This is a genomic window from Ruegeria halocynthiae, from assembly GCF_900106805.1.
GTDB classification, from domain to species: domain Bacteria; phylum Pseudomonadota; class Alphaproteobacteria; order Rhodobacterales; family Rhodobacteraceae; genus Ruegeria; species Ruegeria halocynthiae.
Genome location: NZ_FNNP01000001.1, coordinates 291,737 through 304,178 on the forward strand (window position 1 = coordinate 291,737; position 12,442 = coordinate 304,178).

Annotated in this window: 19 protein-coding genes and 1 tRNA gene; 14 read left to right on the plus strand and 6 right to left on the minus strand. The window is 57.4% G+C overall.

Annotated features, from left to right (window positions below; all coding sequences use genetic code 11):
* The 3 genes from BLU89_RS01500 to BLU89_RS01510 are packed head-to-tail and all read left to right on the plus strand — an operon-like array spanning nt 1 to nt 1,396.
* Entirely contained in the window at nt 1-552 is a 552-nt protein-coding gene (locus BLU89_RS01500; RefSeq protein ID WP_074733890.1) for a 6,7-dimethyl-8-ribityllumazine synthase, read from the plus strand.
* Entirely contained in the window at nt 549-1,031 is a 483-nt protein-coding gene (gene nusB / locus BLU89_RS01505) for a transcription antitermination factor NusB (RefSeq protein WP_074733892.1), read from the plus strand. Before BLU89_RS01500 ends, nusB begins: the two co-directional genes overlap by 4 nt.
* 59 nt (nt 1,032-1,090) lie before the next feature.
* Nucleotides 1,091-1,396, plus strand: coding sequence for a hypothetical protein (locus tag BLU89_RS01510; RefSeq protein WP_074733894.1), 306 nt, complete (start codon nt 1,091-1,093; stop codon nt 1,394-1,396).
* A 214-nt stretch (nt 1,397-1,610) separates the two neighbouring features.
* Here the strand turns inward: BLU89_RS01510 and BLU89_RS01515 are convergent, their stop codons facing one another.
* Together BLU89_RS01515 and BLU89_RS01520 are read right to left on the minus strand one after the other, a co-directional pair.
* Nucleotides 1,611-2,036, minus strand: coding sequence for an SRPBCC family protein (locus tag BLU89_RS01515; RefSeq protein WP_074733896.1), 426 nt, complete (start codon nt 2,034-2,036; stop codon nt 1,611-1,613).
* Nucleotides 2,033-2,353: an ArsR/SmtB family transcription factor gene (locus BLU89_RS01520; RefSeq protein WP_074733898.1), complete on the minus strand. Its 321-nt coding sequence runs from the start codon at nt 2,351-2,353 to the stop codon at nt 2,033-2,035. The genes BLU89_RS01515 and BLU89_RS01520 overlap by 4 nt, the downstream gene beginning before the upstream one ends.
* Nucleotides 2,354-2,464: 111 nt before the next feature.
* Between BLU89_RS01520 and BLU89_RS01525 the strand changes: the two genes are divergently transcribed.
* Nucleotides 2,465-2,896 (plus strand): MmcB family DNA repair protein, encoded by a 432-nt coding sequence (locus BLU89_RS01525; RefSeq protein WP_074733900.1) that lies wholly within the window; start codon nt 2,465-2,467, stop codon nt 2,894-2,896.
* Here BLU89_RS01525 and BLU89_RS01530 read toward each other — a convergent pair.
* Nucleotides 2,893-3,081 (minus strand): DUF6324 family protein, encoded by a 189-nt coding sequence (locus BLU89_RS01530; RefSeq protein WP_074733902.1) that lies wholly within the window; start codon nt 3,079-3,081, stop codon nt 2,893-2,895. The genes BLU89_RS01525 and BLU89_RS01530 overlap by 4 nt on opposite strands.
* Before the next feature lie 78 nt (nt 3,082-3,159).
* Here BLU89_RS01530 and BLU89_RS01535 point away from each other — a divergent pair, with 78 nt between their 5' ends.
* The 7 genes from BLU89_RS01535 to BLU89_RS21210 all read left to right on the plus strand — a co-directional run bounded on the left by BLU89_RS01535 (nt 3,160) and on the right by BLU89_RS21210 (nt 7,754).
* The gene (locus tag BLU89_RS01535; protein ID WP_074733904.1) at nt 3,160-3,642 is read left to right on the plus strand and encodes a GNAT family N-acetyltransferase; all 483 of its coding nucleotides are present in this window, start codon (nt 3,160-3,162) and stop codon (nt 3,640-3,642) included.
* Between the two features lie 47 nt (nt 3,643-3,689).
* Nucleotides 3,690-3,766: transfer RNA gene (locus tag BLU89_RS01540), tRNA-His, on the plus strand.
* Between the two features lie 89 nt (nt 3,767-3,855).
* Nucleotides 3,856-4,875 (plus strand): tRNA dihydrouridine(20/20a) synthase DusA, encoded by a 1,020-nt coding sequence (dusA, locus tag BLU89_RS01545; RefSeq protein ID WP_074733906.1) that lies wholly within the window; start codon nt 3,856-3,858, stop codon nt 4,873-4,875.
* Between the two features lie 28 nt (nt 4,876-4,903).
* On the plus strand, nt 4,904-5,728 hold the full coding sequence (locus BLU89_RS01550) for a sulfite exporter TauE/SafE family protein (protein WP_074736282.1): 825 nt from the start codon (nt 4,904-4,906) through the stop codon (nt 5,726-5,728).
* On the plus strand, nt 5,722-6,507 hold the full coding sequence (locus tag BLU89_RS01555; RefSeq protein ID WP_074733907.1) for a hypothetical protein: 786 nt from the start codon (nt 5,722-5,724) through the stop codon (nt 6,505-6,507). Before BLU89_RS01550 ends, BLU89_RS01555 begins: the two co-directional genes overlap by 7 nt.
* Nucleotides 6,508-6,534: 27 nt before the next feature.
* Nucleotides 6,535-7,272 carry a SpoIIAA family protein gene (locus BLU89_RS01560; protein WP_245709634.1) on the plus strand — a complete coding sequence of 246 codons (738 nt, stop codon included), beginning with the start codon at nt 6,535-6,537 and terminating at the stop codon, nt 7,270-7,272.
* 281 nt (nt 7,273-7,553) lie between these two features.
* The gene (locus BLU89_RS21210; protein WP_143030505.1) at nt 7,554-7,754 is read left to right on the plus strand and encodes a hypothetical protein; all 201 of its coding nucleotides are present in this window, start codon (nt 7,554-7,556) and stop codon (nt 7,752-7,754) included.
* A gap of 6 nt (nt 7,755-7,760) precedes the next feature.
* Here the strand turns inward: BLU89_RS21210 and BLU89_RS01565 are convergent, their stop codons facing one another.
* From BLU89_RS01565 to ccmI, 3 genes are read right to left on the minus strand one after another with little or no spacing between them, the layout of a single operon-like run.
* Nucleotides 7,761-7,994, minus strand: a complete 234-nt coding sequence (locus tag BLU89_RS01565; protein ID WP_074733911.1) for a DUF1289 domain-containing protein — start codon at nt 7,992-7,994, stop codon at nt 7,761-7,763.
* Between the two features lie 17 nt (nt 7,995-8,011).
* The gene (ruvX, locus tag BLU89_RS01570) at nt 8,012-8,476 is read right to left on the minus strand and encodes a Holliday junction resolvase RuvX (protein WP_074733913.1); all 465 of its coding nucleotides are present in this window, start codon (nt 8,474-8,476) and stop codon (nt 8,012-8,014) included.
* A complete protein-coding gene (ccmI, locus tag BLU89_RS01575) occupies nt 8,473-9,702 on the minus strand; it encodes a c-type cytochrome biogenesis protein CcmI (protein WP_074733915.1) in 1,230 nt (409 codons plus the stop codon). The genes ruvX and ccmI overlap by 4 nt, the downstream gene beginning before the upstream one ends.
* A gap of 178 nt (nt 9,703-9,880) precedes the next feature.
* On the opposite strand from ccmI, the gene BLU89_RS01580 reads away from it, so the two are divergent.
* The 3 genes from BLU89_RS01580 (at nt 9,881) to BLU89_RS01590 (ending at nt 12,388) form a co-directional block, all read left to right on the plus strand.
* Entirely contained in the window at nt 9,881-11,125 is a 1,245-nt protein-coding gene (locus BLU89_RS01580) for a sarcosine oxidase subunit beta family protein (protein ID WP_074733917.1), read from the plus strand.
* 118 nt (nt 11,126-11,243) lie between these two features.
* Nucleotides 11,244-12,065, plus strand: a complete 822-nt coding sequence (locus tag BLU89_RS01585; RefSeq protein ID WP_143030506.1) for an FkbM family methyltransferase — start codon at nt 11,244-11,246, stop codon at nt 12,063-12,065.
* Nucleotides 12,059-12,388: a sarcosine oxidase subunit delta gene (locus BLU89_RS01590; protein ID WP_074733921.1), complete on the plus strand. Its 330-nt coding sequence runs from the start codon at nt 12,059-12,061 to the stop codon at nt 12,386-12,388. Before BLU89_RS01585 ends, BLU89_RS01590 begins: the two co-directional genes overlap by 7 nt.
* The last annotated feature ends 54 nt before the right edge of the window (nt 12,389-12,442 follow it).

Here is a 12,442-nt window from a genome sequence, read left to right on the forward strand (position 1 = left end):
ATGGCTGCTCAAGACGAACATGGCGTTTTGCCGACTCCTGAATTCGACAAGCCGGTGAAGCTGCTGATCGTGGCGGCACCGTTCTACCGCGCCATAGCCGACAACCTGATCGCGGGCGCGCGGGCTGAAATCGAAGCCGCCGGAGGCACCTGCGAGGTAGTGGAAGTGCCTGGCGCACTGGAAATCCCGACCGCTATCGCCATGGCTGATCGTCAGTGCAACTTTGACGGGTACGTCGCGCTGGGCTGTGTCATTCGCGGTGAGACAACCCATTACGAAACCGTCTGCAATGACTCCAGCCGCGCCATCCAGTTGATGGGGCTGCAGGGGCTGTGCATCGGTAACGGTATCCTGACCGTGGAAAATGACGATCAGGCTGAAGTCCGCGCAAATCCCGAAAAGATGAATAAAGGCGGCGGAGCAGCCGCTGCGGCCTTGCATCTGATCGCGCTCAGCCGTAAGTGGGGCTCTTCCAAAAAGGGCGTAGGTTTCAAGCCACCGTCCGAGTCCATCCTTGTGGCGGGCGACAACAACGGACCCACAACAGCATGACCAAGACAGACGCGCCGAAACCGGCCAACCAGAAACGCCTGATGAAATCTGCAGCCCGGCTTTATGCGGTGCAGGCACTGTTCCAGATGGAGCAGTCGGATCAGACGATCGAACAGGTCGTGACGGAGTTTTTGGATCACCGTTTTGGTGCCGTCTATGAGGGTGAAGAGATGCTGGATGGCGACATCGCGGTCTTTCGCTCGCTGGTCGACAATGCGGTGAACTATCAGGCGCCGATCGACCAGATGACCGACCGGGCGCTTGTTGCCAAGTGGCCGATCGCGCGCATTGACCCGACATTGCGCGCGGTGTTTCGGGCTGCTGGTGCTGAGTTGACCCAAAATGATACGCCGCCAAAGGTCGTGATCACCGAATTCGTCGACGTGGCGCGTGCCTTTTTTCCGGAAGGAAAAGAACCCAAATTCGTGAACGCTGTTCTGGATCACATGGCCCGCGAAGCACAGCCCGAGGCATTCTGACGCCTTTACCCGGATCAAATATGCGCTATCCTGAATGTCATAGTGCAATGAGGTTCGTCATGCCTAAACTGATCCGTCTCTACATCACTCAAGTCGCGTGGGGCTTTGCCATCTCGGCGGTTTTCGTCGGGGTACTTCTGGCGCTGAACGTTGCCAACTTGCGCCACCTGATCACCGGATCTGAAATTGGTCTGATCGCACTCGTTATGATCTGGTTCATGAACGGGATCGTCTTTGCCGGGGTTCAGTTCGCCTACAAGATCATGAGCATGGCAGAAAATCCCCAAGGTCCGCGCAGGGGATCACCTGTGGTTCACAATTTCCAACCTGCAGTGGTTGAACAGGAAGCCCATTCAGGGCGCTGATTTTACAGGGAAAGTGTGGCGGGACCACCAGTCAACCGTGCGGTTTGATTCCCGAGGACCTGTATGTACAGGTGGGCGCCAGGTAATCAGGCCAGGACCTGAACAGAGCCAGCCCCCTCGGAATTGCTTAAGGCCACCAGAATGCTACCTATCACAAGAAGGGCAGAACCCGCCACGCGCCTAAGTAGGGCGTGAGGCGGGTTCGCACAAGGGGTCAAGCATCAACAGTTTCGTGCAATGCTGCGCGCATCTTGCCGAAATGCTCGTCCCAGCCGTTGTCCAGCGCCAAGATCAGGCCAAAGGCTTCGGCTCCCTGGGGCAGCCCTTCGTGCAGCAGACCAAGGCGTGTGCCACCCGGGACTGGTACCAATGTCCATTTGACCACGCTCACGGCGTCGCCCATCGGCTTAACGGTGAATGTGTATTCTAAGTATTCTGGCCGCCGCGCCGCGCGTACTTCGCCCCAAATCAGCAGATCACCGCTGTTTGTCCCGAACATTTCAAGCTTTTGCCCCGCTGCTAGGGGCTGCTCGGGCTTGTGAAACCATTCAGCCAGCCTGTCTGGTTCAATCAGATAGTCCCAAACCACGTCCGGCGTTGCACGGAGATAGATGGTTTTTTGCAAAACGGCGTCTGTCATTTCTTGTTCCCTTCAATAGCTTTCTTCAGATTGGCAAGACGATCATCCCAGAACCGGTCAAAGTAGCTGAACCAGTCCAGAACCGGGGCCATCCCTTGTGGTTCAAGTCGATTGATGCGTTCCCGGCCTCTGGCTTCTATCGTGATCAGGCCGCCATCCGACAAAACAGTCAGGTGCTTCTTGACTGCCGCCCGTGTCATGTCGAAGCGCAATGTGAGTTGCGCGATGGTCATGTCTTGCACGGCCAGCATCTGCACGATGTCCCGTCGGGTAGGATCAGCAAGCGCCCGGAACGCGTTTTGGGTTTGTGAGTTCATGGGAGCTCCTTGTGATACGATTTGGTATCACATTAATGGGATACCTAATGGTATCATGTCAAGTGCGAGCTCACACTTGATTTTTGTTCATGAATTGTTCACATTCCCGGAATGACACTGGATCTGCAGCCCGGACAAAAACTGGCCCGAGGTGTTTCTCGGCACCTTGCCACCCATGATTATGTTTCCATTGAGGAATTCGTGCCAACAAAAGGGCTGCGGGTCGATGTGATGGGACTTGGCCCGAAGGGTGAACTGTGGGTGATCGAGTGTAAATCCAGCCGGGCTGACTATCAGTCAGACTCTAAGTGGCAGGGCTATCTGGAGTGGTGCGATCGGTTCTTTTGGGCTGTTGATACCGATTTTCCAACCGATTTGTTGCCAGAAGATACAGGGCTGATCATCGCAGACGCATATGATGCAGAGATCGTCCGTATGAGCCCGGAAAGCAAATTGGCTCCGGCAAGACGAAAGAAAATGGTTCAGAAATTTGCGGTGGATGCTGCGCGCCGGCTGCAGGCGTTACGCGATCCCCGGCTTTAGCTGCTGACTGCCCGCGCTGCTTGCGCGGCGGCTCGGATTTCCTCGGCGATTTCTTCAGCCTCTTCCGGTTCGAAGTCCATCGGAATCTCAATGCCGACACCTTCAATGAACAGGCGCACCATACCCTGATCGGTTGGGCCGATCTGCAGGTTCGCTTCGATATCGCGTTCGGTGTTGATGCTCATTTGTGCCTCCGGGAAATGCGCCTTGGTGCTAACGTGCAACGGGTTGAGAATCAAGCAGGCTATGGGGTCAGATAAGGAATGGATGACATCACCCTCAGACCTTTTCGTGCAGACGACGCCTCATGGCTGGTGGAACGTCACGGCACGCTTTACGCCCGGGATGAGGGGTTCGATGAAACATTCGCCCCATTGGTGGCGAGAATCCTTGAGGATTTCATTGCGGCCCATGACCCGGAACGCGAATGCGGCTGGATTGCCGAGCGCGCTGGCAAGCGACTGGGAAGTATATTCTGCGTCACGCAGGACGATCAAACGGCTAAGCTGCGCTTGTTCTTACTGGTGCCCGAAGCGCGTGGGCTAAAGCTGGGCAAGCGGTTACTGACTACCTGTATGAGCTTTGCACGCGAGGCGGGGTATCGCGAAATGGCGCTTTGGACTCATGAAAGCCACGCCGCGGCCTGTGGGCTGTACCGCTCATTTGGATGGCAGCTTACAGGCAGCAAGCCGGTGCATTCTTTTGGGGTCGATCTGGTGGAACAAAGCTGGCGAATTCGTCTTTAATCCCCTTGCAATCCGCGCACGCCTTCGCTAAATCGCCACTCACGAGTGCCGCCTTAGCTCAGTAGGTTAGAGCGCTGGATTGTGGATCCAGAGGTCCCCTGTTCAAGCCAGGGAGGCGGTACCATTCCCCCGGACTTGAACCGATAGCCGAAAGAGATCGCAGGGTTGATCCGGTGCTTGCCATGAACCGCATTCTGAAGGTGTAGTTAAGACATGCCGGACGCCAAGATTTCAGAAATCCGCACTGCCGCACGCCTGTCTGTTGCGCCCATGATGGATTGGACGGATCGCCATTGCAGGTATTTGCATCGCCTTCTGAGTTCGCAATCGCTGTTGTATACAGAGATGGTGACTGCACCTGCCCTTGTGCGGGGTGGGGCGTTGCATCTGTTGGAGCACAACTCGCAGGAACATCCTGTCGCGCTGCAGCTTGGGGGGTCGGACCCGTGCGAGTTGGCGCAGGCTGCAGAGATGGGCGCAAGTGCAGGCTATGATGAGATCAACCTGAATTGCGGATGCCCGTCTGACCGCGTGCAATCGGGAACGTTCGGCGCGGTATTGATGCGTGAACCTGCGCGTGTTGCTGAGTGCATTGCTGCAATGCAAGAGGCGGTGGAAGTCGAGGTTACGCTGAAGTGCCGCATAGGCGTAGATGAGCAAGAGCCCGAAGAAGTGCTGCCTGCGTTTTTGAAACAGATCAGTGCGGCAGGATGTCAACGCGTGACGATCCATGCGCGAAAAGCGTGGCTGCAAGGGTTAAGCCCTAAGGAAAACAGGGACATCCCGCCGCTGGATTATGATCTGGTGCATCGGATGAAGGCAGAGTTTCCGGACCTCCACATCTCGATCAACGGTGGGATAACCACGCTGGCTCAGGCGCAGGAGCATCTGGAGGCAGGACTTGATGGAGTTATGATCGGGCGCGCGGCTTACCACCAGCCGACGGATATTCTGGCTGGAGCCGATCCATTGATTTTTGGAACGGGCGCGGTTGCCGAGCCAATTGAAGTGGTGCAAAAAATGCTGCCTTATGTTGATGCGCACCTTGCTGACGGCGGGCGTTTGCACCAGATCACCCGGCATATGCTGGGTCTGTTTGCCGGACGCCCCGGCGCACGCGGTTGGCGCCGGATACTGTCTGAGGGTGCGGTGCGCGATCATGCAGGACCCGAGGTGATTCTGCAGGCGCTGAATTCGATCGCATCGAACGCACCGACAGAGCAGGCGGTTTGATGCGGCCTATGGCCGGTATGGGGGAATGATGCCCGAAACAATGTTGCTGGCCCAGATGCTGGGTCTTTTGCTTGTGATCGGCGCTTTGGCCGGTGTTCTGGCCGGGCTGCTGGGCGTCGGCGGTGGTATCGTACTGGTGCCCGCGTTTTTCTACGCATTTCAGACGCTTGGCTATGGCGGCCCTCAGCTGATGCAACTGTGTCTGGCGACGTCTTTGGCAACAATTATCGTCACCTCAATCCGTTCGGTACTGAGCCACAACAAAAAAGGTGCGGTCGACTGGGATGTTCTGCGGAAATGGGGACCCGGCATCGCAGTTGGCGCAGTTATCGGAGTAATGGTGGCTTCGGCGCTGAAGACCGAATTTTTGCAGGCCCTGTTTGGCGTCCTTGGCATGGTTATCGGGGTCTATCTGGGATTGGGTAATTCCGAATGGCGATTGGGTGATGTGATGCCCAAGGGCTTGCGCCGGTTGGCATTATCGCCTTCGGTCGGATTCCTCTCGGTCCTGATGGGGATTGGTGGGGGCAGCTTCGGTGTTCCACTTATGAGCCTCTATAACATCCCGATCCACCGCGCGGTTGCGACTGCGGCGGGCTTTGGTGTGATCATCGCAGTTCCGTCAGTACTTGGATTTCTGTTTTTCAACATTGCTCCTGAACACCGCCCGCCATTTACGATTGGCGCAGTGAACCTTGTGGCGTTCAGCATTGTGGTAGCGATGACCATGATCACGGCTCCATGGGGGGTGAAACTGGCCCATGCGATGGACCCGAAGCCATTGAAACGAGTCTTCGCGGTGTTTCTGACGCTGGTGGCGCTGAACATGCTGCGCAAGGCACTGGGATGGTAGCGTCCTTTCACGACAGAGGTTGGGCCAAGTTTAACTACGACGCGGTACTGGCTGATTGGGTGGCGCAGGTTCTGCCAGCGGCCAGGAGCGCGGTGAGCGACCCGAACCATGCGCTGTGGCACGATTGCGAGGGGACCTGGTTCATCGGTGTCGATGCCTTGCAGAACGATACGCTGGGCAGGGTGGGGGATTCAGCAGTGTTGTCGGGCGAGGCGTTCCATTTCGCGCAACAGCAGTTCGGACCGATTGGCCTGCACAAAGCGCAGGTGTCGGTAATTTACCCGGGCTACCCACAACCCCGGCGCGGCGAAAACAAAGTCGCTGCCCTATACCGCTCCAACCGGGATGCTGCGCATGTGGATGGTTTGAAACCAGTGGGCCCGGACCGGCGGCGCCGCGTGGATGAGCCACATGCCTGGGTATTGGGTATCCCGCTGACCGAGGCCTCTGCCGATGCGTCGCCGATGGTGGTTTGGGATGGCAGTCATAAGGTATTAGGCGAGGCGTTCCGGCAGGCGCTGGACGACGTACCCCAGAATATGTGGGGCCAGATCGACATCACCGATATCTATAAGGCTGCGCGACGCGAGGTGTTTCAAACCTGTCCGCGTTTCGAATTGTATGCTCGACCGGGTGAGGCCTATCTAATGCATCGCCATTGCCTGCACGGTGTTGCGCCCTGGGGTCCAGATGCCAGCGCAGAGCCGGATGGACGTATGATTGCCTATTTTCGCCCCGAGCTGCCGGGTGGTGTGGCGCAATGGATCGAATCCCCATAACCTCCTGCCATTAATTGGATTTGGAGGATGAGTTCGATGATTACGGTCCACACAAACTCTGACGGCGCCCTGATTGAGGTGGAGCTTTCGGGTGAGGTGACAAGCGCAGATTATGCTGCGACGCTGGTGCCGGCAATTGAGGCCGCACTTGCAGATCACGACTCGGTGCGCCTGCTGGCGATCGCAACGCCCGAGTTCAAGGGATACGATCTTGGCGCCGCATGGTCTGACACCAAGCTGGGGCTCAGCCACTGGCGTGGGTTTGACCGGATTGGTGTCGTTGCCGATCAGGGGTGGGTTCAAACCAGTATCCGTCTGGCGGCACCTATTCTTCCCTGTCCCGTTCAGGTTTTTGGAATGGATGAGGTGGAAGAGGCTCGACGTTGGATACGTGAATCTCTGGGGGCGATCCACGTCACCGATCTGGGCGGTCCCTGCGTGCAGATCAGGCTTATGGGTAAACTGGATTCAGAGGAATATAAACAGGCGCAATCCGATCTCGATGCGCTCTTGCACGAGCGTGATGGATTTCGCCTGCTGATTGACCTGCGTGAATTCGATGGCTGGCAGGGTCTAACGGCGATGGCGGCGCATTTTCGGCTTGCGGCTGGCCATATCGGAATGCTTGATCGCGCCGCGATTGTCGGGGACAAGTCCTGGCAAAAGATGGCGCAGCGTATGGCCAGTCATGTTCTGGGAACCCGTACGCAATTCTTCCCGGCAGAGGAATATGACAACGCCAAAGCTTGGCTTTCCGCTGGCTAGTGTTCGTGGCTTATTTCACCTGGAAACAATGGGTTGCGTGGCGTTGTTATTGTCTTTTTTATGGGTGACGCAACGGAATGTAATCTGCGATTGGCGTTTTTATTGACTGATTGATCAAATAATTTAAAACGTTCTCATCCCTCCCGCATTGTAAGGGATAGGGACTAAACTGTTCCGCGCCGCTGTGGGCTACCACTCACTCAAACTACAATTCCCGGCTCTTCTACCCCCTCAGAGCCGGGAACTGATCCACGGCGGCGCGTATGCAATTTGGAAGGGCCATGACACTCCGCTCTGTCTTGAGGCGCATGATATTCAGGAAAAGCCTGAACCAGCCCGAAAACCCGAATAATTACGAAGAGGTTCGCCAGCGACCGACTTGCCCGGCCACCCAGACCGAGCTGGTGGAACTGTTTGGGGCAGAACTGCGGGAACATGATTTGCTGCGCGATGCAACACAATCCAGGACGCCCAAACCCTGAACCTTGTCAGGAACCGTTCAGGCGCGCCGCACGTCCTCCGCGACGCTGGGTCAGGCGGGGCTTGCGATCCGGGAGCTCCTGCATGATCTCGGCCCGTTCACTGCTGTCCATTCTGGACCAACGAGAGATCTCGTCAATCGTGCGAAAACAGCCGGTGCAAATTCGCTCGGTCGGGTGAACGACGCAGATCTGGACACAAGGGCTTTCCACCTCGTCCCGGTTCCAAACCATATTCGTCATAAGTGTTTTCCGATCCGTCAAATAAAGCGCAACCTATCCAGCGCCCCCTGCAGGATATAACCAGCCGCAACGTGATCTATAACCTGTCCGCGACGCTTTCGTGTCGTATCCGCCTCAAGCAGGGCCTTTTCGGCGGCGACCGTGCTTAACCGTTCGTCCCAGAAGCCGATCGGCAAATCGGTCAGCCGCATCAAATTTCGCGCAAAAGCACGGGTTGATTGGCATCTCGGGCCTTCGCTGCCATCCATATTGCGAGGCAGACCAAGAACAATTCCGCCGATCTCACGGTCGGTCACGATTTCTATCAAACGGGCGGAATCCAGCGTAAATTTCTTGCGCCGGACTGTTTCCAGCGGGGTGGCGACGCCGCGCATCCGGTCCGATACCGCAACGCCGATGGTTTTTTCCCCCAGATCCAATCCCATGAGTGCTGATATGGGCTGCAATGCGGATGCAAATTCCTCGAACGCGTCATGGATCATTGTGCGATACCGGCCTGAGCTGATGCCGCGTCGATCATCTGCAACGCCTCTTCGTTTCCGGCAAATAAACTGAGCGCTTCGTCGCGAATACTTGCGGCCCGATCAATGTCACCCAATACGCCCAATGCCGCGATCAGGCGGGCCCATTCCTCGGGGGCTCCGCCTTCGCTTGCCAGTCGTTCCGATAGCCGGTCCACCATGCCTCGGATCATTTCTTGCCGTTCTTCCGGCGTCAATTCGGCGGCGGCGGTCATATCTTCCTGACTTGGACCCGGGGCCGCAGGGGGCGAGGACAGGTCGGGTGCATTGAACACGCCCGCCCGAAACGCCAGATCATCAATCTGTGCGCGAATGGCGTCGGCCCAGAGAGCTCCGGCCGGTGCGTCACGCAACGTATCCACCCAAACCCGGTAGGCCATATCGGGGCGCCCTGTCTGTGCCAGCATCTGACCCCAATAATATCGCGCAGGACCCAGGCTGGGGTCCAGCTCCAGAGCACGCCGCAACGCATTTTCCGCCTCTGGTGAAACATAACCGCCAGCGGCCAGAATCATCATCTCGGCCTGATCCGAATAGGCCCGCGCGGGGGCGGTCTCGCCAGACAGGGCGATCACACGGGTCTGCGCCTCATACCCGGCCTTGAAATTCCCGGCATTGGTTTCGTGCTGAGCCAGCAAGGTTTGGCCTTGCAGATCATCAGGACGCTCGGCCACGGTTTCGCGCAGACGGTTCAGCAGCGTTTCATAGCTTTCCTCGAGAGGGGGCGCCTGGACCGGAGTCGCCATGCCCTCGGCCTCGGTCTGGCTGGGGCGGTTCGCGCGCAGCTCCTCCGCCATTTCCAGCCGCAGCGAAAGCGGCATGTCGGGGAAGCCAGCAGCGCCGAGCTGGCGATACATCGCCAGACCTCCGCCTACCAGGACAGCGGCAATGATAAGGAACGCAATTATGGTGATCAGACGGGGTGGTCCCGCGCTTTGACTCTCGCCTCGCATCTGCGCGTCAGCGGCCAGGATGCGGCGCGAGATTTCCGTGCGCACGCGTTCGGCGTCGGCCTTCGCAATCACCCCGCGCGCCAGATCTCGGTCAACGCTAGCCAGTTGTTCGCGATAAACGCGAAGGTCATACGCTGCTGTCGGCCCGTCGTCGCGGTGGCTGCGCAACATGGTATAGCTCAGAAACACAGCGATGAGCAGTGCGATCAGGAAGATGAGAACCCAGAACGACATGGTGCCTCCAAAATGGTTGCCCTGACTTAGACCTGTCAGCGCATGGACAAAAGGGACAAATGGCCGCGAGGGGGGGTCATGTCGCAATAGTGCATTATTGCGACGTTGCGCGGCAGGGTTAAACTGTCAGTGCACGGCATACCTGCGACCAATCATCGAAGACCGGACGGATTCGCTCATGAAACATTACTCAGCCTTTGCAGTGGCGCGTGAAGCGCTGCGTTATCACACCGGGTGGGAGCGCGCCTGGCGTTCGCCCGAGCCCAAGAAGCGTTATGACGCGATCATTGTCGGAGCGGGCGGCCACGGTCTGGCGACCGCGTATTATCTGGGCAAGAATTATGGCATCCAGAATGTCGCCGTGATCGAAAAGGGCTGGCTAGGCGGTGGTAATACCGGTCGAAACACAACCATCATCCGTTCGAATTATTTGCAGGACCCGTCGGCTGCCATCTATGAGAAAGCGCGCAGCCTGTACGAGGACCTTAGTCAGGACCTGAACTATAACATTATGTTCAGCCCGCGCGGCGTTATCATGCTAGCCCAGACCCAGCACGAGATCCGCGGTTATCAGCGTACGGCACATGCGAACGCGCTGCAGGGTGTTAAGACCGAATGGATCGGACCCGAACGCGTGAAAGAACTGGTGCCGATCATCAATCTGGATGGGCCTCGCTATCCGGTTCTGGGTGGGCTCTGGCAGGAACGGGGCGGCACCGCGCGCCACGATGCCGTTGCCTGGGGATACGCCCGCGCTTGTTCGGCGATGGGCATGGATATCATCCAGCAATGCGAAGTCACGGGCGTACGTCAGGAAAATGGCCGTGTCATCGGCGTCGATACGACCAAGGGTGCCATTGACTGCGACAAGCTGGGCGTCGTGGTTGCGGGGCATTCCGGTCAACTGGCCGAGATGGCGGGCTTCCGCCTGCCGCTGGAAGCCGTTGCGCTGCAAGCGCTGGTGTCCGAGCCGATCAAACCTTGCATGGACGTTGTGGTGATGGCCAACACCGTTCACGGCTATATGTCTCAGTCCGACAAAGGTGAGATGGTGATCGGCGGCGGCACAGACGGGTTCAATAACTACACCCAGCGCGGCAGCTTCCATCATATCGAGGAAACCGTCCGCGCATTGGTCGAAACTTTCCCGATGATCTCGCGCCTGAAAATGCTGCGGCAGTGGGGCGGTATTGTGGATATGACCGGTGACCGGTCTCCGATCCTGTCGAAGACGCCGCTGCAAGGCTGCTTCATCAACGGTGGTTGGGGTACAGGCGGCTTCAAGGCAATCCCGGGTTCCGGCTGGGGTATGGCGCAGTTGATGGCCACGGGCCATTCACCGTTGACCGAAGCCTTCTCGCTGGATCGCTTCAAAGAGGGCCGCTTCATCGATGAAAGCGTCGCCGCCGGGGTGGCGCACTGATGCTAGATGCATGGATAGATGCTCAGCTTTGTGGAATCCTGAAGGGTGACCGGGTGCGCGAGAGCGCCATTTGCGGCGTTGTTTCCCGACTCGGTTTCTCGGTGCAAGGAGCAGTCCGTTGATCCTGAGTAACCTGCCAACCAACGTTTCCGGGCGACCGTGGAAATCCAAGCGTGCGCTGCGGGATTTTATGCTGGCGTGCCTCGATGCCCAATCTGAAACCGTCCGAGTGGTTCAGGTCGGTGCAAATGACGGAAAAATGGAAGACCCGATCTGGCAATATTGGTCACATGGTAAATGGTCTGGGGTGCTCATTGAACCTCATCCCGTTTATTTCGCTGACCTTCAGGCACTGCACGATCACAACCCAAAAATTGAGCTGGTTAACGCTGCAGTTTCTGAAACCGACGGCACAATGGCGCTTTATCACATGGCTGAGCACTTAAGGGACGAATGCCCGGACTGGCTGCGAGGTTGTGCGTCCTTTGATAAGAAGCGTATGGAGGCAGCGGTGCAGACCGCCAATCGCAAAAACCGTTTGGACATCCCGCAAAGTGCGGTCGTCAGCACAGACGTCAACGTCAGGCGTCTGGATGATATCCTTGCAGAGCTCGACAAACCCAAGGCTGATCTGCTCGTGGTGGATGTAGAAGGGCACGAAGTGGCTGTCTTGGCTAGTTTCGACTTTTCCAGCCTCGAGGCTAAGGCGGCCATAATCGAATGCAACGCTGGCAATCGAGAAGAGCAACAGGCGATCGTTTCCGAACTGAATGCCGCTGGTATGATCGCATATCAGGCCGCCGGTGACATCATTGGCCTTCGACCGAATGCCATCACTATCCCGATTGAAGCCATGTTTCACTTTGAAAACATGGTTCCATTGGCTGTCGACGAACAACCCGTACCTACTAATGAACATAGGTGTGATGAAAAATGCTGATCCTGAATTGCCCCTGTTGCGGCGTGGACGCCGAAGAATCAGAACTGGCCGCCGGTGGTGAGGCGCATCTGAAACGCTACGGCCCTGGCTCGTCGGAGGATGACTTCCACGACTACCTGTTCATGCGAGAGAACCCGAAAGGCGTTCACTTCGAGCGTTGGCGCCATGCCAATGGTTGCGGAAAGTGGTTCCACGCCGCCCGCTGCACGCAAACGCTAGAGGTATTTGGAACCTATTCCGCGCAAGTCTACGAGCCGCCGCAAGAGATCAAGGATGCCATCACCGCCAAACGTCCCGGATGGACGTGGAGAGACTTCTCCTGATGCTTCTTATTTTCAAAAATACTCCCGCCGGAGGCTTCGACGTCTCCACCTGCG

What these genes read in the sequence shown, in the direction of transcription:
- BLU89_RS01500 (WP_074733890.1), top strand. Translation starts at nt 1, where the DNA reads ATGGCTGCTCAAGACGAACATGGCGTTTTGCCGACTCCTGAATTCGAC.
- nusB (WP_074733892.1), top strand. Translation starts at nt 549, where the DNA reads ATGACCAAGACAGACGCGCCGAAACCGGCCAACCAGAAACGCCTGATG.
- BLU89_RS01510 (WP_074733894.1), top strand. Translation starts at nt 1,091, where the DNA reads ATGCCTAAACTGATCCGTCTCTACATCACTCAAGTCGCGTGGGGCTTT.
- BLU89_RS01515 (WP_074733896.1), bottom strand. Translation starts at nt 2,036, where the DNA reads ATGACAGACGCCGTTTTGCAAAAAACCATCTATCTCCGTGCAACGCCG.
- BLU89_RS01520 (WP_074733898.1), bottom strand. Translation starts at nt 2,353, where the DNA reads ATGAACTCACAAACCCAAAACGCGTTCCGGGCGCTTGCTGATCCTACC.
- BLU89_RS01525 (WP_074733900.1), top strand. Translation starts at nt 2,465, where the DNA reads ATGACACTGGATCTGCAGCCCGGACAAAAACTGGCCCGAGGTGTTTCT.
- BLU89_RS01530 (WP_074733902.1), bottom strand. Translation starts at nt 3,081, where the DNA reads ATGAGCATCAACACCGAACGCGATATCGAAGCGAACCTGCAGATCGGC.
- BLU89_RS01535 (WP_074733904.1), top strand. Translation starts at nt 3,160, where the DNA reads ATGGATGACATCACCCTCAGACCTTTTCGTGCAGACGACGCCTCATGG.
- dusA (WP_074733906.1), top strand. Translation starts at nt 3,856, where the DNA reads ATGCCGGACGCCAAGATTTCAGAAATCCGCACTGCCGCACGCCTGTCT.
- BLU89_RS01550 (WP_074736282.1), top strand. Translation starts at nt 4,904, where the DNA reads ATGCCCGAAACAATGTTGCTGGCCCAGATGCTGGGTCTTTTGCTTGTG.
- BLU89_RS01555 (WP_074733907.1), top strand. Translation starts at nt 5,722, where the DNA reads ATGGTAGCGTCCTTTCACGACAGAGGTTGGGCCAAGTTTAACTACGAC.
- BLU89_RS01560 (WP_245709634.1), top strand. Translation starts at nt 6,535, where the DNA reads ATGAGTTCGATGATTACGGTCCACACAAACTCTGACGGCGCCCTGATT.
- BLU89_RS21210 (WP_143030505.1), top strand. Translation starts at nt 7,554, where the DNA reads ATGACACTCCGCTCTGTCTTGAGGCGCATGATATTCAGGAAAAGCCTG.
- BLU89_RS01565 (WP_074733911.1), bottom strand. Translation starts at nt 7,994, where the DNA reads ATGACGAATATGGTTTGGAACCGGGACGAGGTGGAAAGCCCTTGTGTC.
- ruvX (WP_074733913.1), bottom strand. Translation starts at nt 8,476, where the DNA reads ATGATCCATGACGCGTTCGAGGAATTTGCATCCGCATTGCAGCCCATA.
- ccmI (WP_074733915.1), bottom strand. Translation starts at nt 9,702, where the DNA reads ATGTCGTTCTGGGTTCTCATCTTCCTGATCGCACTGCTCATCGCTGTG.
- BLU89_RS01580 (WP_074733917.1), top strand. Translation starts at nt 9,881, where the DNA reads ATGAAACATTACTCAGCCTTTGCAGTGGCGCGTGAAGCGCTGCGTTAT.
- BLU89_RS01590 (WP_074733921.1), top strand. Translation starts at nt 12,059, where the DNA reads ATGCTGATCCTGAATTGCCCCTGTTGCGGCGTGGACGCCGAAGAATCA.